Source organism: Frigoribacterium sp. MEB024 (genome assembly GCF_000878135.1).
In the GTDB taxonomy this organism is placed as follows: Bacteria; Actinomycetota; Actinomycetes; order Actinomycetales; family Microbacteriaceae; genus Frigoribacterium.
In genome coordinates this window covers 1-18142 of sequence record NZ_JXQZ01000078.1, presented here as the reverse complement: position 1 = coordinate 18142, position 18142 = coordinate 1, and the positions used below count along the sequence as shown (strand labels likewise).

Sequence of the window (18142 nt, the reverse complement as noted above, 5' to 3'; positions counted from 1 at the left end):
CTGCGCGGCCCTGCGCGGCCCGGCGCGGCCCTGCGCGCCGACCGGTCAGGCGGCGAGCAGCGCCTCGCTCGTGACGACGGTCGCGAAGCTGCCGTCGAGGGCGGCCATGAACGCCGCGTGGACGTCGCGGCCGGCGACGGTCGTCCCGCCGTGCACGAGGTCGGGGGCGGCACACGCGTCGGCGACGACCGTGCAGGTGAAGCCGAGCTCGTGCGCGGCCCGTGTGGTCGAGTCGACGCACATGCTGCTCATCATCCCGACGATCACGAGGTCGGTCACGCCGCGTTCGCGGAGGCTCGCCTCGAGTCCCGTGCCCACGAAGCTGTTCGGCACGTGTTTCTCGACGACCAGTTCACCGTCCCGGGGTTCGACGGCCGGGTGGAAGGCGACGCCGGCCGTCCCCGGTCGGAAGAACGTCGCGCCGTCGCCGGTCGAGACGTGGAAGACGTGCACCACGGGCTCGCCCGACGCCCGGAACTCCTCGAGCACGTCGCCGGCGGCTGCTGCCGCCGCCTCGGGCTCGACGAGGGGGAACGCGCCCCCGGGGAAGTAGTCCAGCTGGATGTCGACGATGAGCAGGGCGCGGGTCATCGGGCCAGCATGCCAGGCAGCACGCCCAGGGCGGGGACGAGGAGGCGCGGTGTGCGTCCGACGGGCACCGCGCCTCCCGCGATCCGGTCGCCGCCCGGCTCAGGTGCGCGCCGGGACCGACGTCGGCACGAGCGTCGTCGCGACGACCGTCACGTCGTCGCTGCGCTCGCGCTCGCGGGCCAGCCCCTCGACGACCTCGACGATGCGGGCCGGCTCGGGCGTCGCGGCGAGCAGCTGCTCGAGGTCGTGCAGCGCCTCGAGCTCGATCGGGAACAGGTCGAGCACGCCGTCGCTGACGCAGACGAACACGTCGCCCTCGTCGAGCTGTGAGCGGTGCCGCTGCCAGCCGGTGCCCACGCCGATCGGCAGGTCGGCCGAGTTGAGACGGTCCACCCCGCCCGCCGCCCGCCGGATGAACGCCAGCCCGTGCCCCGCGTCGGCCCAGAGCACGCCGCCGTCGGCGTCGATGCGCGCGTGGAACGACGTCGTGAACTGCGTCTCGGTGTCGTACGCGCTGGTCGTCAACCCCACGGAGGCGCGGTGGAAGGCCTCGGCCGGGTCGCCGTCGTCGACGCTGCTGCGGATCACCGAGCGCACCGCGGCCGCGATCATGCCCGCGCCGACGCCCTTGCCCATCACGTCGCCGACGGTCACGGCGATGCCGGACGAGGTCGGGTACCAGTCGAAGAAGTCGCCGCCGACCTCGCGGGCCGGCACGCACGCCCCGAACACCGCGAACGAGTCGGGCAGGGTCGAGGCGTCCGGAGGCAGCAGCGACTGCTGCACCACGGCCGCCCGGTTGAGTTCTCGCTCGACGGCGTGCTGTTGGGCCCGCGCCCGTTCGAGGCGCGCCTTGGCTTGTCGGGCCAGCTCGTTGACCGCCGCGGCCACCGTCGCGTAGACGATCAGGGCGAACGCCAGGCGGATCAGTTCACTGGGGCCACGGCCTTCCGAGCTGAACAGGTACGGCAGCAGCAAGGTGACGCAGGTTCCGACCAGCGGCAGCACGACGTTGCGCCGGCCGGGCCAGGACGCGACCCAGATCACCGCCAGCAGCACGATCGGCAGGAAGACCGACCGCTGGTCGCCCGTGCCGTAGCGCAGCAGACCCACGGCGACGAAGTCGGCGGCGGGGACGAGCATCTCCCACCGGCGGAGCTCGGCGTGCCGGGCCATCAGGGCGGCGAACGCCAGAGCGGCGACGGCCACCCCGACGCCGAGCCACATCGTGACCGCGTCGGTGACGATCAGCCACGGCAGGGTCGCACTGAGCACCGCGGCCAGCACGACCAGCAGGGTGATGAACGACTGTCGGAACAGAGGCACCTTCTCGAGAGGTACGCGCCGCAGGGCCGTGTTGAGTGCCCGCCCGACCGCGTCGGCACCCTCGGTCACGCGTCCCATGCCGGTCCCCTCGCCCCTGGGTCGTCCATCGACCACAGGTGTCGTCTTGTCTCGCCTTCGGGACGACGCTACAGGGTGCGACCGACGGAAGGACGACCCGAGGAGGCGCGGTGTGGGCACGACGTGCACCGCGCCTCCTGGGGGCGAGGCGTCGTCCCCGGGCGACGCCCGGACTCACTCGGTCGGGTCGGAACCCCGGGCATCCCGGGTGGCGGGGGCCGCGGCCTCCGGCGTGGACGCGATCCGAGCCTCCTGCGCCTCCGCGACCTCCGGGTTCGACGCGACCCGCGCCTCCTGCGCCTCCGCGGCCTCCGGCGTCGGCGTGACCCGCGCCTCCTGGGCGTAGGCGCCGAAGCGCAGCACGTCGGCGCCGTACGACGCGAACAGCCGGGCCAGGTCGTCGACCCGGGCCCGGGACAGCTTCTTCGTCGGGCGCGAGGTCAGTTCACGGACGACGCCCGCGAGCTGGGACCGGTGCGACACGATCGCCGTGGACGCGCCTCCGTCGGTGGCGTCGCGCTCGGTCGCGAAGACCGTCGCGTCGCGGTGCGAGTAGAAGACGCAGGTGTCGAACCAGAGCCGGACGCCGGTCTCGGCCTGCACCCGGTCGGACAGCCGTTGCGCCTGGCGCCGCACCTGCGACGCGGGGGCCTCGCGGCCGAGGTGGGTGCGCACGGTCAGCACGGTGGGCGAGTCCTTGACGACCTGCAGCGCGAACGGCGGCGTCATCGTGCTCTCGTCGAACAGGCCCGCGAACGCCGGGAACACGCTGCTCGGCGTGAGCCCGTCGAAGACGATGCCGTTCCAGCCCTTGTTCTCGATCACCATCACGCCGGTCTCGGCGAGCAGGACGTGGTCGACCTGCGCGACGAACCGCGAGGAGGCGCTGGTCGCCGTGGGCACGAAGACCACGTTGGTCAGCAGCACGGCGTCCACGCCCAGCTGGCGGCAGGCGTCGGCGATGTCGTCGCGCGAGGTGGCCTCCCACTTGAGGCCGGCGGCGACGAGGTCGCGGGCCTGCTTCGCCTCGGAGAGGGCGGCCTGGCGCTCGGCACCGAGGGCGTCGCGCTCGCGGGCGTGGTCGGCGGCGGCCTGGGCGAGGGCGTCGTCGTGGGCCGCGGCGAGGGCCTCGTGCTGCTCGCGAGCGGCCCGGGCCTGTTCGTCGGCGGCCGCCTTCGCGGTGGCCAGGGCCCGCTTCGCCCGGGCGCGCAGCACGACGGCGACGACGATCAGGGCGACGAGCAGGACGGCGGCGATGATCCACGGGACGAGGCTCTGGTCGAACGGCATGCCTCCAGCAGAACACGGGGTGCGGGCGGGGCGCGGGTGCCTCGCCGGGCCCCGCCCGGTCCGGGGGGTCAGGCGGGCAGGGCCCCGAGCACCAGTCCGCCGGCCGCCGCCACCGCGACGACGGCCCACGGCGGGGTCCGCCACACGACCAGCAGCACGAAGCAGACGAGCGCCAGGCAGAACGGCGCCACCCCGGTGATCGCGGTCGTGACGACGGGGTCGTAGAGGGCGGCGACCAGGAGGCCCACGACCGCCGCGTTGGCCCCGCGCATCAGGGCCCGGACCGGCCCCCGGCTCCCCAAGGCGTTCGAGAACGGCAGCACCCCGACGAGCAGGAGGAACCCGGGCGCGAAGATCGCGACGGTCGCGAGCGCGGCCCCGAGCGCGCCTCCCGGCCCGATGTCGGCCACGGTGCCGAGGTAGGTCGCGAGGGTGAACAGCGGGCCGGGGACGGCCTGGGCGGCGGCATAACCCGTCAAGAAGGTGTCGTCGTCGACGAAGCCCGGCTCGACCAGGCCGGCGTGCAAGAGGGGCAGGACGACGTGCCCGCCGCCGAAGACCAGGGCGCCGGCGCGGTAGAAGACGTCGACGAGCGCGATCGTCCCCGAGCCGGTCGCGGCGGCGACGGCGGGAAGGCCGACCAGCAGGGAGGCGAAGGCCACGAGGCAGACGACGCCCGCGGCCCGCGAGACGGGGAACAGGAGGGGCTCGGGGTGGACGGGTGGCACCGCCGCTCCGGCCGTCGGGTCGGACCCCCGACAGAAGGCGAGCCCGGCCAGCACCCCCAGCGCGATCGCCGAGAGCTGCCCGGCCGGACCGGTCAGCGCCAGCGCGAGGACCGCCGCGGCCACGGCGATGCTCGCCCGCGTCGGGTCCGGTGCCAGCGCGCGGGACATGCCGATCACGGCATGGGCGACGATCGCGACCGCGCCGATCCCCAGCCCCGCGCCGATCGCCGAGCCCACCGGCCCCTCGAACAGGCCGACGCCGGTGGCGATGACGAACATGACGAGTGCCGACGGCAGGGTGAAGGCCACGAAGGCGACGAGCGCTCCGACGGGCCCCGCCCGGAGCAGGCCGAGCCCGAACCCGACCTGGCTCGACGCCGGGCCGGGCAGGAACTGAGCGATCGCGACGAGGTCGCCGTACCCGGTGTCCCCGAGCCAACGTCGTCTGCTCACGGCCTCGGCCCGGAAGTACCCGAGGTGCGCGACCGGACCGCCGAACGACGTGACACCGAGCACCGAGAACGCCGCCAGCACCTCACGCACCCGGGCCGGGCCGCGGCTCGACAGCTTCTCGGGTCGGGCCGCCGGATCGGGTGCGCGCTCGGTCACGAGGTCATCGTGGCAGGTGACCGCCCCGCGCGGTATCGCGGCCACGGGGCCACCGACGAGGAGGCGCGGGTCGTCACCCCGGGAGGCCGCGACCCCGCCAGGTCCCCAGCTCGGCGACCTCGCGCCAGCCGAGGCTCTCGTAGAGGCGGCGACCGTCGACGCTCGCGAAGAGCAGGCCCGTCGTCGCTCCTCGAGCGGCGGCCCCGTGCTCCAGGCCGGCCATGACGCGGCGACCCAGCCCGCGCCTCCGGAAGTCGGGTTCGGTCGCGATGCGGTCGAAGACGACGTGCTCGCCGACGACCGCCGCCTGGCCGCGGGCGGCGACGACGCCGTCGACCTCGACCCTCACGTGCACGACCTGGTCGTCACCGTCACCGTCGAGGATCACGTCGGCGGGCAGCAGCGTCGCCGACACGGGGGCCGTCATCATGCGCTCGGCGTGGGTGACCGCTTCGAGTCGGGCCAGGGTCTCGTGGGCGACGCCGTCGAGGGGGCCGACGACCGACAGCCAGACGTCGGACGTGGTCGTCTCGTCGACGAGGCGGGTGAGTTCGGCCGGCGTCGGCTGCGCCACGATGCGTTCGACCGCGCGGGTCGCGGCGGCGACGTCGACCTGCCAGGCCTCACCGTCTCGGTGACGGGCGCCGCCGCGCGAGAGCGACCAGCCCTCCACCCACCGGTCGACGAGGGGGGCGAGGTCGTCGGTCGTCTCGGTCACCCCTCGAGCGTAGGCCGGGTCGGCGGTCACGAGGGGCGGCGAGAGGGCGGCGGGCACGTGGCACGTGGCGAGTGACGGGGGTGGTGGGTAGCGTCGTCGCGACGAACCACCCACGCACCACCAGAGGAGCACCTCATGACCTCGACCGGCACCGACCAGCCGCGCCCCCTCCCCGACGACGCCCGGCCGCCCGCCGTGGGCGCCCCGCTCGACGAGTTGTACCGGCACCTCCACCGACACCCCGAGTTGTCGTTCCACGAGGACGCGACGGCCGCGATCGTCGCGGCCGAGCTCACCGCCCTCGGCTTCGAGGTGCACACCCGCGTCGGGGGCACGGGTGTGGTCGGCGTGTTGCGCCGCGGGGACGGCCCGACCGTGCTGCTGCGCGCCGACATGGACGGGCTGCCCGTCGCCGAGGCCACCGGCCTGGACTACGCCAGCACGGCCCGAGGCACCGACCCCGACGGGCGCGACGTGCCGGTGATGCACGCCTGCGGTCACGACGTGCACGTGACCTGCCTCGTCGGTGCCGCACGCCGACTGGCGACCGGCGACACCTGGTCGGGCACCCTCGAGGTGCTCTTCCAGCCCGCCGAAGAGCTCGGTGCCGGCGCCCGCGCGCTCGTGGCCGACGGGCTGTTCGACCGCGTCCCCACCCCCGACGTCGTCCTCGGCCAGCACGTCGCGCCGTTCCCGGCCGGTCTCGTCGCCCTGCAGTCCGGCCCCGCCTTCGCCGCGCAGGACGGCATCCGCATCACCTTCCACGGTCGCGGTGGGCACGGGTCGCGCCCCGAGACGACCGTCGACCCCATCGTGCTGGCGGCCGCGACCGTCCTCCGGTTGCAGACCGTCGTGTCGCGAGAGACGTCGGCGGCCGAGCGGCTGGTCGTCACCGTCGGGTCGATCCACGCGGGCACCAAGAACAACGTGATCCCCGACACCGCCGAGATCCTGATCAGCATGCGATCGTTCGACGAGCACGTCCGCGAACGCGCGCTCGCCGCCGTCACGCGCATCGCCGAGGGCGAGGCCGCGGCGGCCGGCGCACCGCAGCCGCCCACGGTCGAGCACTACGAGAGCTTCCCGGCCGTCGTGAACGATCCGTCCGCGGCGGACCGCACCCGCGCCTCCTTGGTGCGTCGTTTCGGCGAGCAGCAGGTCATCGCTCCCGGGCCGGTGACGGGCAGCGAGGACGTCGGCATCCTCGCCACCGCGGCCGGTGCCCCGTGCAGCTTCTGGCTGCTCGGGGGAGCCGACCCCACGTCGTTCGCCGAGGCCGCCTCGCCCGCGGACCTCGCCCGCATCGTCGGACGACTGCCCTCGAACCACTCGCCGCTCTACGCGCCGGTCGTCGATCCGACCCTGACGAACGGCGTGGACGCACTCGTCGCGGCGGCCCACGAGTGGCTGGCGGATCACGGTGCGTCAGGAGGCGCAGGGCACTGAACGCACCCGCGCGTCTCGGCACGTCGTGACGTCTCGTCGACGAACTCGGGACGGCCTCAGGGGGTGGCGTCGTCGTACACGGCGATCAGTCGGTCGAGGAAGCCCTGCACGACCGCCCGCTCGGTCTCGTCCATGCCGTCGACGAGGCGCTCGATGCCGTCGATCATCGGCAGCACCTGCTCGTAGGCCCGGTCGGCCGACGCCTGCTCGGCCGTGACGATCAGCTTGCGACCGTCGGAGGGGTGTCGCTCGCGCCGCACGTGACCGGCCGACTCGAGGCGGTTCAACACGAGGGTCATCGCGGCCGTCGACACCTCGACGCGGCGCGCCAGCTCACTCGGGGTCGCCGGGCCGGTCGTGATCAGGTGGTCCATGGCGTCGAGCCCGGCCCGGTCGACGCCGAGGCTCTCGGCCAGGTGTCGCTCGAAGCGTTGCTGTCGGACGGCCACCTGCTGCACGCGAGCGCGGATGTCGTCCGCGGGCAGCTGGCGACCGTCACGCCGCGCCCGGGTGCGGTCGTCGCGGTCGGGGCGGTCGAGGGCATCGCTTTCGGTCACGACCCAACGATAGCCGTGTAGATTGCCAATGAAATTGATAATCAACCGGAGGAGCAATCCGTGACCATGCCCACCCCACGCACCCGCGTCCTCGTCTCGGGCGCCAGCATCGCCGGTCCCGCCCTCGCCTACTGGCTCGATCGCTACGGGTTCGAGACGACGATCGTCGAACGGGCCCCCGAGCTGCGGACCGGCGGGCAGAACGTCGACGTCCGCGGTGCGGGCCGCGAGGTCGTGCGCCGCATGGGCCTCGAGGACGACGTCCGCGCCGCCACCACGGGTGAGGTCGGCACCCGGTTCGTCGGGCCGACGGGTGGCATGGTCGCCGAGTTCCCCGCCGGAACCTCCGATTCGGGAGGCGCGACCGCCGAACTCGAGATCCTGCGGGGGGACCTCGCGCGGCTCCTCGTCGGGCGTACCACGGGCGACGGCCAGGGTCGTGGCACCACGTACCGCTTCGGCGACCGCATCACCGGAATTCGCGAGGACGACGGGGCCGGGGTCGGGGTGGGGGCCGCCGGCCCCGCAGCCGATGCCGCCACCGGAGGCGACCCGACGACCACCGAGGCCTCCACGCCCGTCGGCACCGCGCCTCCCGGGTCCGGCTCGCGGGGCGTCGTCGTCTCGTTCGAGCACGCTCCCGACGAACGCTTCGACCTCGTGGTCGCCGCCGACGGCATCGGCTCGTCGACACGGCGCCTGGTGTTCGGCGACGAGCCGACGATCCGGTCGCTGGGGCTCGAGACCTCGTACGCGACGATCCCGCGGACGGCCGCCGACGACGACTGGTGGCGTTGGTACAACGCCGCCGGGGGTCGCTCGATCACCCTGCGGCCCGACGCCCACGGGACGATCCGCGCCGCGATGTCGTTCGTCACCGACCGCACCCGTGAGCGGGGCGGGGCCGAGCGCCGCACCGTCGCAGAGCAGCGGGCCCGACTGCACGAGATCTTCGACGATGCGGGGTGGGAGGCCCGACGCGTGCTCGACGGCTTCGACCACGCCGACGACCTCTACTTCGAGTCGATCGGGCAGGTGCGGGCGCCGCGCTGGTCGTCGGGACGGGTCGTGTTGCTCGGCGACGTGGCGTACTGCGCCTCGCCGGTGAGCGGCATGGGCACGAGCCTGTCGCTGGCCGGGGCCTACGTCTTGGCCGGCGAGCTCGCCTCCCACCGTCACCACCGTGACGCCTTCGCCGGGTACGAGCGGCTGATGCGGCCCTACGTCGAGCAGGCGCAGCAGCTGCCGCCGGGGGTGCCGCTGGTCGCCAACCCGACGTTCCGCGCGGGCGTCGCGCTGTTCCACGCCGGGGTACGGCTCGCGTCGACCCGGGTCGCGGGTCGGCTCGGGGCGCGCTTCTCCACCCCGCCGGCCGACGCGCTCGATCTGCCCGACTACGCACACCTCGAGGCCTGACGCCCTGACGCTCCCGTCGAGTGGTCCCGAATCGTCCTTCGCCCCGTCGGGAAGGACGATCTCGGACCACTCGACCGAGCAGGCGGCACGAGGAGGCGCGGTGCAGGCGTCTGACGGAGGGTGCGGACACGCGCGGCGGACACGCACGTGCAGAACGGGCGGGTCCGGGGGAGGCGGGCGTCCGAAGACGACCGCTCACACCGGACCCGCCCGTCCTGGCGGGAGGTCGGCCTAGCGAGCCGAGGCGGTCTCGCCGACGCGCGTGCCGTCGGCGTCCGTCGGAGCGTCGCCCGCGTCGTCGCCGCCGTCGCCGCCACCGGCCCGGCGGGCACGAGCCCGCACGAACAGGCTCGACGCGTACACCAGCACGAGCGACGCGAGGATCGCGACGATGACGGCGATCTGACCGCCGGCCAGGCTGATCTGACCGAACAGGATGCCGACCACGCCGTAGTCCGAGTCGGAGAAGGTCGAGTTCGACAGTCCGATGTCGCCGAGCACCGGCAGCAGGAACAGCGGCAGGAACGTGATCGCGAGACCGTTGGCGAAGGCACCGAGCACGGCACCACGTCGACCACCCGCGGCGTTGCCGATGACGCCCGAGGCGGCTCCGGTCATGAAGTGGGCGACGACGCCCGGGATCACGATGGCGGTGCCGGCGAAGATCATCACCGACATGCCGACGATGCCGCCGACGAAGCTCGCGAGGAACCCGATCAGCACGGCGTTGGGGGCGAAGGTGAACGTGATCGGCACGTCGAGTGCGGGGATCGCGTTCTTGACCAGGCGCTCGCTGATGCCCTTGAACGCGGGCACGATCTCGGCCAGCACGACGCGCACGCCGGCGAGGATCACGAAGACGCCCGCCGAGAAGGTGGCGGCCTGCATGACGACGTAGACGATGTAGTTCTGGCCGTCGCTCAGCTCGGTCTCGACGAACGCCGACCCGGCGAACAGGGCGACGATGACGTAGATCACGGCCATCGACAGCGCCACGATCACCGTGGTGTCGCGGAGGAATCCGAGGCCCTTCGGGAACGTGATGTCCTCGGTCGACTTCGACGGCGTGCCCTTGCCCCGGGTCAGCGTGGCGACCAGGCCGCTCAGGGCGACGCCGGCACCGCCGGTGTGGCCGAGGGCGACGTCGTTCGAGCCGGTGACCTTCCGCATGAAGGGCTGCACGATCGCCGGCGACAGCGTCGTGACGAGACCCTGCAGCAGCGCACCCCAGAGCACGACGCCCCACACCGGGAACCCGGCGACGCCGAGGATCACGGCGATCATCGCGGCCATGTAGAAGGCGACGTGACCCGAGAGGTAGATGTACTTGAAGTGCGTCGTCGCGGCCAGCAGCACGTTGACGATGAACCCGAAGAAGAAGATCAGCGCGGCGGCCGAACCGTAGTCGAGTAGCACCTGGCCGACGATGGCCTCGTTGTTCGGCACGACGCCCTGGACGTTGAACGCCTCCTGGAACATGGCGCCGAACGGGTCGAGCGACGCGACGACCACGCCGGCACCGGCGGCCAGCACGAGGAACCCGACGAGGGTGCGCACGGTGCCCTTGAGCACGTCGCTGAACGCCTTGCGCTGCAGCAGCAGGCCGACGAGCGAGATCAGCGCGACGATGATCGCGGGCTGGCGGAAGACGTCCAGCAGGACGGAGAGCACGCCCTCCATCAGTTGGCCCCGGCGTCGGGCACGGTGACGCCCTTGCGGATCGCGGTCTCGCGCACCTTGGTGCGGAGCTCTGCCAGGTCGATGATGCTGTCGAGCACCACGACGTCGCCGAGGCCGCCGACCGAGTCGGCCAGGTCGGCGCCGACGAAGATGACGTCGGCGGCACCCGGGCCGACCGAGCCGAGGTCGGCGTGGTCGACGTCGACCCCGGTGATGCCCTGCTCTTTGAGGACCTTCTCGATGTTCATGTGGACCATGAAGCTCGAACCGAGGCCCGAGCTGCAGACGGCGAGGAATTTCATGCGTTCTGTCCGATCTTGGTGAGGACCGCCAGGGTGTCGGCGGGGGTGGAGGAGGCGAGCAGCTCGGCGCGGAGCGTCTCGTCGGAGAGCAGGGTGGCGAGGGCCATCATCGTGTCGAGGTGGCTCTGGGGGTCGGTCGCGGCGAGGCAGAAGAAGAGGTCGATCGGGTGCGCGGGTTCGTCGTTCAGCAGCACGGTCTCGCCGACGCGCAGGCTCGAGAGCCCGGTGCGCTCGACGCCGTTCTCGGGCCGGCTGTGCGCGAGGGCGATGCCGAAGCCGAGGTCGATGTAGGTGCCGCCCGCGGCGATCGAGTCGGTCATCGCCGCGACGTAGTGGCTGCTGACGGCGCCGCTGTCGAGCAGGGGCTGCGCGACGCGTTCGACGGCGTCGCGCCAGCCGTCGACGCGGTCGGCGAAGAGGATGGTCTCGGGGGTGAGGAGGTCGGTCAGCACTGTCGTTCCTGGTGGGGGTCGGTGACGTCGGCGTCGGGACGGGCGTCGGTGGTCGTGGTGGTCGGGAGGGGTTCAGGAGGCGCGGCTCGGCGGACGGGGCGCACCCGGTCGGTCAGCCGTGCAGGCCGAAGAAGATCTCGCTGTTCTGCGGGGTGAAGTGGCTGGTCCCGTACGCGACGGCCCGCTCGTCGCCGTCGAACACGGTCGACGCGATCTTCAGCAGGGTCGTCCCCAGGGGGACGTCGAGTTCGTCGGCGTGCAGGGTGCTCGCGCCGTCGAGCGAGACCAACAGGTCCTGCCGGGCGAGCGTCACGCCGTGCTCGCGGTCGAGGTGCCCGTAGAGCGAGCCGTCGGTGAAGTCGACGGTCGCCGTCTCGGGGAACAGCGCGTACGGCAACCAGGTCACGACGAGGTGGTGCAGCGAGCCGTTGACGAAGCGCAGGCGGGTCAGCTCGACGACCTCGTCGGCCGAGTTGATGTCGAGGTGGCTCGCCACCGTCTCGCCGGCCCGGACGACCTTCTGGTCGAGCACGCGGGTGCTGACCGCGAAGCCCTCGCCCGTCTGCTGCGCGTGGAAGCCCTTGACCTCGTCGGCGAAGCGCTCGCGGTAGTGCAGGCGGTACTGCGGCTCGGTGACGAAGGTGCCCCGGCCGTGCTCGCGGACCAGGTGGCCGTCGGCGATCAGGCCGTCGACCGCGTGCCGCAGCGTGATGCGGCTGACGCCGTACTCGTCGCACAGCACGGGCTCGGCGGGCAGCTGCGACCCGGGCTCGAGCTTCTGGATGCGGGAGAGCAGGTGCTCGCGCACGGCCACGTACTTGCTCGTGCCGCTCGTGGTGCTCATCTGGTGCCTCCGCGCCGTTGCTGAAGTGGGTGGTGCCCGACCGACGTCGACAGGGCGTCGAGTCGTCAGGTCGTCAAGTCGTCATGATGACTTCGACGAGGGTACGTCTCGCCGACCACGGGTGCAAGTCGGCAGTCGTCTTGATTCATCATGACGTCCTGATGACCAACGGTACGGTCGTCGGAGACCAGCCCGTCCCACCCCGAACCGGAGCCCCACACGTGACCCATGCTGTCAATCAGGCCACTCTCGACGACGCCGCCGTCACCACCGCCCGCCTGCTCGCCCTCGACGCCGTCGAGCGTGCCGGGTCCGGCCACCCGGGGACGGCGGCCGCGCTGGCCCCCGTCGCGCACCTCCTCTTCCAGAAGCACCTCCGGCACGACCCGCAGGCACCCGACTGGGCCGGCCGCGACCGGTTCGTGCTGAGCTGCGGGCACGCGAGCGTCCTGCTCTACACGCAGCTGTTCCTCACCGGCTACGACGTGTCGCTCGACGACCTCAAGGCGTTCCGGTCGTTCGGGTCGCGCACCCCCGGCCACCCCGAGCTCGGCCACACCCCCGGTGTCGAGACGACGACCGGGCCGCTCGGGCAGGGCCTCGCCACGGCCGTCGGCATGGCGATGGCGATGCTGCACGAGCGTGCCGTCAACGACCCCGACGCCGCCCCCGGAGAGTCCGTCTTCGACCGCCGCGTCTTCGTGCTCGCGTCCGACGGCGACCTGCAGGAGGGCCTCTCGTACGAGGCCGGTGCGCTCGCCGGGCGTCACCGCCTCGGCAACCTGACGGTGATCTACGACGACAACGACATCCAGATCGAGGGCGACACGAGCCTCACCTCGAGCGAGAACGTCGGCGCCCGGTTCGCCGCGCAGGGCTGGCGCGTCGACCACGTCGGGCTCGCCCCGGACGGCGACGTCGACGTCGAGGCCCTCGACGAGGTGCTCTCGACCACCGATCGCCGCGGCGACCGCCCGCACCTCGTCGTGCTCAAGTCGCAGATCGCCTGGCCCGCCCCGAACGCCCGCAACACCTCGGCCTCGCACGGCGCCCCGCTCGGTGCCGCCGAGGTCGCCGCGACCCGGGTCGAGCTCGGCGTCGACTCCGAGCCCTTCACCGTCGACGACGCCGTGCTCGCCCACACCCGGTCCGTGCTCGAGCGCGGCCGGGCCGCCCGCGAGGCCTGGCAGGTCGCCGCCGACGCCTGGGAGCTGGCCCACCCCGCGGCCGCCGCCGAACTGCGGCGCTCGCGGTCACGCACCCTGCCCGCGGACCTCGGGTCGCGCCTCCCCGTCTTCTCGCCCGGCGACACGCTCGCCACCCGCGACGCGTCGGGCAAGGTCATCCAGGCGCTCGCCGAGGCGCTGCCCGAGCTGTGGGGCGGGTCGGCCGACCTCGCCGAGCCCAACCGCACGGCGATCGCAGGAGGCGCGTCGTACCTCCCCGAGGAAGCCCCCGGCACCGGACGCGCCGGTCGCAACGTCCACTGGGGCGTGCGCGAGGGGGCGATGGCCTCGGCCATGAACGGCATCGCGCTGATCGAGGGGTCGCGATTCTTCGCCGGGACGTTCCTCGTGTTCAGCGACTACCAGCGCCCGGCGATCCGGCTGGCGGCGCTCATGCAGCTGCCGGTCACCTACCTCTGGTCGCACGACTCGGTCGCCCTCGGCGCCGACGGCCCGACCCACCAGCCGATCGAGCACCTGGCGAGCCTGCGCGCGATGCCCGGGTTCTCGGTGGTGCGCCCGGCCGACGGTGCCGAGACCGCCGCGGCGTGGCTGGCGATCCTCGAGAAGGACGGCCCGGCCGGTCTCGTGCTGGCCCGCCAGCCGCTGCCGGTCGCGGCGACTCCGGCCGACGTGGTGCTCGCCGGCGTGCGCCGCGGGGCCTACGTGGTGCAGGACGCGCCGGCTTCGACCGGTGGCTCGGCCGGTGGCTCGACCGACGGCGGCACGCCCGACGTGGTCGTCGTCGCCACGGGCAGCGAGGTCGCCCTCGTGCTCGAGGCCGTCGCGCGGATCGACGACCTCGCCGTGCGCGTCGTGTCGATGCCCTGCCGCGAGTGGTTCGACGCCGAACCCGCCGAGTACCGCGAGCGGGTGCTGCCCCGCGCGGTGTCGGCCCGGGTCGTCGTCGAGGCCGCCGCGAGCTTCGGCTGGGAGGGCGTCGCCGGTCCCGACGGCGTCGTCGTCGGCATCGACGAGTTCGGCCTGTCGGCCCCCGCGGCCGACGCGCTGCGCGAGCGCGGCATGACGACCGACCGCGTCGTCGCCGCGGTGCGTGCCGCTGCCGCCCTGGCCGGGGTCGGCCGCGCGGCGATGGCCTGACCTGGTCCGATGGCGGAACGGGCGAGTTCGGCGTCGACGGGCGCTCAGGAACGCCCGGGTCCCGCGAACCCGCCCGCCTCGGGGAGGCGCGGTGCGACATCTCGCGCACCGCGCCTCCCGGGGTACGGGCCCGGCCTACGGCTGGCTGGGCGAGGTGACGGTGACGGCTCCGCTGGCGATCTGGTCGCGCAGGGCGTCGAGCTCGGACGACAGCTCGGGGCTGACCGACGACGCCAGGTCGTGGAACGGCGCGAGGCCGACGCCGCCGTTGTCGAGCGTGCCCACGTAGGGCTCGTTGGTGAACGAGTCGTCGGTCGACGAGACGGCGATCTGCTGGACGGCCTTCTCGGTGTCCTTGATGACGCTGGTCAGCAGGATCGGCCGGTACTCGGCGGGCAACGTGTCGTAGCCGTCGTTGTCGACCCAGATCACGTCGACGCCGCCCGTGGCGAGTGCGGCCGACGCCGCCCCCTCGCCGACCTGCCCGGCGACCGGCATGATCACGTCGGCGCCCTGGTCGATCAGCGCCTGGGCGAGCTGCTTGCCCTTGTTGACGTCCTCGAAGTCGCCGGTGAACGAGCCGTCCTGCGCCTCCTTCGACCAGCCGAGCAGCTGCACGCTCGTGCCGTGCGCGGCGTTGTAGGCGTCGACGCCGTCCGCGAAGCCGTCCATGAACAGGGTCACCGGGGGCTGGTTGCCGCCGCCGAAGGTCGCGACCTTGCCCGTCTTGCTGACGCCCGCCGCGAGGTAGCCGGCGAGGTACGAGGCCTGCGCGGTGTCGAACAGGATCGGTTTGACGTTGGGGGCCTCGACGGTCTCGTCGACGATGGCGAAGTCGATGTCGGGGTTGGCCTTCGCCTGCTCCTCGGTGGCGGGAGCGAGCTCGTAGCCGACCGTCAGCACGAAGCCGCAGCCCGAGTCGACGGCCTGCGCGACGTTCGGGGCCAGGTCGTTCTCGGTCGTCGAGACGAGCACGCGGGCCTGGATGCCGTCGTCCTTCTCGGCCTTCTGCAGGCCGGCCCAGCTCGACTGGTTGAACGAGCGGTCGTCGAGCCCACCCGAGTTCGTCACCATCCGGGCGCAGTCCTCGCCCGCGGCGGAGGTGCTGCCGCCTCCCTCGGCGGGGGCGCTGGCACAGCCCGCCAGCAGTGCGAGACCGGCGAGGCCGCCGGCGACCCCGAGGAGGCGCGGGTGGCGGAGGCGGGACGACGAGCGGTCCCCGAGGCGGGCGGCCCCGAGGCGTTCTGCCGGGCGTGCGGACGTGGCGGGGTGGACGGACATGAGGCGGGACCTCCGGGAACGGGTGTGCTGTGGGGTGCCGGCGGTGCGGGCCGGACGGGTGGACACAGTCAACTGCCTGCGGGCCGCCGTGCCAAGCGTGTGACGGGGGCGGGCTGCGTCGGCGGGCCGACCCGCGCCTCCTGTGTTCGCCCGTCCGGCCCGCGCCGCGCCTCCCGCGCTCCCCGCCAGGAAATGGTCACAGCGCCAGGACTAGTCGTGGTGCCGTGACCATTTCCTGGCGTCGTGCGGCGGGCTGGCGGCGAGGGCGGGATGGCGGGCTGGCGGGCGGCTGCCCGGGGCTCAGCCGACCTCGACCCGGGCGTCCAGCCCGAGCCGCTCGAGGAACTCCTCGTCGTGGCTGACGATCACGAGCGCCCCGCGGTAGCCGCGCAGCGCCTGGAGCAGGTGGTCGGTGCTCGCCATGTCGAGGTCGTTCGTCGGCTCGTCGAGCACCAGCAGCTCGGGCGGAGGGTCGGCGAGCAGCAGTCCGGCCAGCGCGACCCGGAACCGCTCGCCGCCCGAGAGGGTCGAGGCGAGCCGGTCCACGACGTCTCCCCGGACGAGGAACCGCGCGAGACGGTTGCGCACCTCGCGCGGGGGAACGTCCGGTGCAGCCCGCCGCACGTTCTCGAGCACCGTGAGTCCGTCGTCGAGCGAGTCCTTCTTCTGCCCGAGGTGGGCGACCCGGGCGGTCAGGGTGACGGCGTGCGTGTCGGGCAGCGGGTGCGGCCGCGCGTCCGGCGCGCCGACGAGCTGCTCGAGCAGCGTCGTCTTGCCCGACCCGTTGTCGCCGACGACGGCGATGCGCTCCACCCCCTGGACGACCACGGTGCGGCCGCGCACGGTCAGCTCGGCCAGGCGCCTGGACGCCGGGACCGCCGGGTCCGGCAGGTCGACCACGATCGTGTCGTCACGACGCAGGCGTCGTTCGGCGGTGTCGACCGCGACCCGCGCCTCCTGCTCGGACGACGCGTGCGCCCTGCGCAGCGAGCCCGCCGTCGCCTCGGCCTGGCCGCGCAGCTGGTTCGCCATGATCTTCGGCATCGATTCGCCGGCCTTGGCTCCGGCCTTGGCCCGCCGCGCGATGGTCGTCTCGGCCTCGATGCGCTGCCTCCGCTCGGCCTTGAACACCTGCTCGGCGGCCCGGACGTCGCGCTCGGCCGCCGCCTGCAGCACCGCGAGCTGCCGCTCGTAGGCCGACCAGGTGCCGCCGAACACGGTCATCGAGCCGTCGCGCAGCTCGGCGATCTCGTCCACGTGCTCGAGCAGCTCGCGGTCGTGGCTGACGACGACGAGCGTCCCCCGCCAGCGGTCGACCACGTCGAGCAGCAGGCCGCGAGATCGTCGGTCGAGGTCGTTCGAGGGTTCGTCGAACACGGCGATCGGCCGACCCCGCAACCGCACGCCGGCGATGGCGACGAGCACGGCCTGCCCACCGGACAGCGTCGACACCGGGCGGTCGAGGACGGTGGAGGGGCCGGTGCCGGTGCCGGTGCCGCCGTCGAGGTGGCCCAGCCCGACGTCGGCGAGGGCCGCGGCGGCGCGCGACTCGACGTCCCAGTCGTCGGCGAGCAGCTCGAACTGCCCTTCGGTCACGTCGCCGGAGAGGATCGCCCGCAAGGCGAGGAGGCGCGGGCCGACCCCCAGCAGGTCGGCCACGGTGTCGTCGGCGCGGGACCGCAGCCGTTGCGGCAGCAGGTCGACCTCGCCGGTGGTCGTGAGGCGTCCGCCGGTGGGGACGAGGTCGCCGGTGACGAGTCGGACGAGCGTGGACTTGCCCGCGCCGTTCGCACCGACGAGGCCGGTGCGGCCACGCCCGAACGCGGTCGACAGGTGGTCGATCACCCCGGAGCCGTCGGGCCAGGAGAACGAGAGGTCGGAGAGGACGATGGAGGGTGTGGTGGTGGGCACGAGGGCTCCCGGTGGATGGTGTCGGAGCACGACGACCACCCCTCCCTCGCCGGCGACCGAGGTCGGCTGCGGCGGGGGAGCGACCCGGCAGGAGGCGCGGCGCCTCGGGCGAGGCGGCGCCCGGTTCACGGGATGGGCGGGAGTGGCGTCAGTGCGAGGGCGACTGCTGCGCGAGGGGCGCAGTACCGGTGATGAGACGCAACGCTCTGCCTTCTGTGCGGTGGGCCCCCGTGCCCGCGAGGGCGGTCGACCGGCCGGTGTGTCGGCCGCACCGGTGCCTGCTCTCGCGACGGGGTACCCCGCCACGGTAGGTCGTGCCCACGCCGGTCCGCAAGGGGCGGGTGCCGGTCGACCCGCGCCTCCTGCGCTCGCCGCCACGAGATGGACACCGCGCCAGGACTGGTCGTGGCGCGGTGACCACTTCCTGGCGTCGTGCGAGATGGCGAACTGCAGCGCGCCTCCTGCCCTCGCCGCCACGAGGTAAACATGCCGCCACCTTCTTACGTGGCGGGCTGTTTAGTTCGTGGCGGGCTGGCGGGCGGCGGCGGCGGCGGCGGAGGCGGGGCCCGCGGGTGCGGCGGCGTCC

Annotated in this window: 15 protein-coding genes; 3 read left to right on the top strand and 12 right to left on the bottom strand. The window is 73.5% G+C overall.

Features of this window, described 5'->3' with window-relative positions:
* Nucleotides 1–45: 45 nt before the first annotated feature.
* From SZ60_RS13165 to SZ60_RS16640, 5 genes are all read right to left on the bottom strand, one after another.
* Nucleotides 46–591, bottom strand: coding sequence for a cysteine hydrolase family protein (locus tag SZ60_RS13165; protein ID WP_043596602.1), 546 nt, complete (start codon nt 589–591; stop codon nt 46–48).
* Nucleotides 592–690: 99 nt separating this feature from the next.
* On the bottom strand, nt 691–1995 hold the full coding sequence (locus tag SZ60_RS13160) for a PP2C family protein-serine/threonine phosphatase (RefSeq protein WP_043596601.1): 1305 nt from the start codon (nt 1993–1995) through the stop codon (nt 691–693).
* A gap of 174 nt (nt 1996–2169) precedes the next feature.
* Nucleotides 2170–3285 carry a nuclease-related domain-containing protein gene (locus tag SZ60_RS13155; RefSeq protein WP_043596600.1) on the bottom strand — a complete coding sequence of 372 codons (1116 nt, stop codon included), beginning with the start codon at nt 3283–3285 and terminating at the stop codon, nt 2170–2172.
* A 68-nt stretch (nt 3286–3353) separates the two neighbouring features.
* Nucleotides 3354–4622, bottom strand: coding sequence for a chromate efflux transporter (gene chrA / locus SZ60_RS13150; protein ID WP_369700711.1), 1269 nt, complete (start codon nt 4620–4622; stop codon nt 3354–3356).
* Nucleotides 4623–4695: 73 nt separating this feature from the next.
* A complete protein-coding gene (locus SZ60_RS16640) occupies nt 4696–5340 on the bottom strand; it encodes a GNAT family N-acetyltransferase (protein WP_156155608.1) in 645 nt (214 codons plus the stop codon).
* A gap of 135 nt (nt 5341–5475) precedes the next feature.
* Between SZ60_RS16640 and SZ60_RS13140 the strand changes: the two genes are divergently transcribed.
* A complete protein-coding gene (locus SZ60_RS13140) occupies nt 5476–6786 on the top strand; it encodes an amidohydrolase (RefSeq protein ID WP_082060149.1) in 1311 nt (436 codons plus the stop codon).
* A gap of 56 nt (nt 6787–6842) precedes the next feature.
* Here the strand turns inward: SZ60_RS13140 and SZ60_RS13135 are convergent, their stop codons facing one another.
* Nucleotides 6843–7343 (bottom strand): MarR family winged helix-turn-helix transcriptional regulator, encoded by a 501-nt coding sequence (locus tag SZ60_RS13135; RefSeq protein WP_082060148.1) that lies wholly within the window; start codon nt 7341–7343, stop codon nt 6843–6845.
* A 66-nt stretch (nt 7344–7409) separates the two neighbouring features.
* Here SZ60_RS13135 and SZ60_RS13130 point away from each other — a divergent pair, with 66 nt between their 5' ends.
* A complete protein-coding gene (locus SZ60_RS13130; RefSeq protein WP_043596608.1) occupies nt 7410–8759 on the top strand; it encodes an FAD-dependent monooxygenase in 1350 nt (449 codons plus the stop codon).
* 231 nt (nt 8760–8990) lie between these two features.
* Here the strand turns inward: SZ60_RS13130 and SZ60_RS13125 are convergent, their stop codons facing one another.
* From SZ60_RS13125 to SZ60_RS13110, 4 genes are all read right to left on the bottom strand, one after another.
* Nucleotides 8991–10430 carry a PTS ascorbate transporter subunit IIC gene (locus SZ60_RS13125; RefSeq protein ID WP_369700710.1) on the bottom strand — a complete coding sequence of 480 codons (1440 nt, stop codon included), beginning with the start codon at nt 10428–10430 and terminating at the stop codon, nt 8991–8993.
* 8 nt (nt 10431–10438) lie between these two features.
* On the bottom strand, nt 10439–10741 hold the full coding sequence (locus tag SZ60_RS13120; RefSeq protein ID WP_043596598.1) for a PTS sugar transporter subunit IIB: 303 nt from the start codon (nt 10739–10741) through the stop codon (nt 10439–10441).
* On the bottom strand, nt 10738–11193 hold the full coding sequence (locus SZ60_RS13115; protein WP_137848180.1) for a PTS sugar transporter subunit IIA: 456 nt from the start codon (nt 11191–11193) through the stop codon (nt 10738–10740). Before SZ60_RS13115 ends, SZ60_RS13120 begins: the two co-directional genes overlap by 4 nt.
* Before the next feature lie 112 nt (nt 11194–11305).
* Entirely contained in the window at nt 11306–12037 is a 732-nt protein-coding gene (locus SZ60_RS13110; protein WP_043596597.1) for a GntR family transcriptional regulator, read from the bottom strand.
* 221 nt (nt 12038–12258) lie between these two features.
* On the opposite strand from SZ60_RS13110, the gene SZ60_RS13105 reads away from it, so the two are divergent.
* Nucleotides 12259–14364, top strand: coding sequence for a transketolase (locus SZ60_RS13105; RefSeq protein ID WP_043596595.1), 2106 nt, complete (start codon nt 12259–12261; stop codon nt 14362–14364).
* 135 nt (nt 14365–14499) lie between these two features.
* Here the strand turns inward: SZ60_RS13105 and SZ60_RS13100 are convergent, their stop codons facing one another.
* A complete protein-coding gene (locus SZ60_RS13100) occupies nt 14500–15645 on the bottom strand; it encodes a BMP family protein (RefSeq protein ID WP_082060145.1) in 1146 nt (381 codons plus the stop codon).
* A 300-nt stretch (nt 15646–15945) separates the two neighbouring features.
* Nucleotides 15946–17556, bottom strand: coding sequence for an ATP-binding cassette domain-containing protein (locus SZ60_RS13095; RefSeq protein WP_043596604.1), 1611 nt, complete (start codon nt 17554–17556; stop codon nt 15946–15948).
* Nucleotides 17557–18142: the final 586 nt, after the last annotated feature.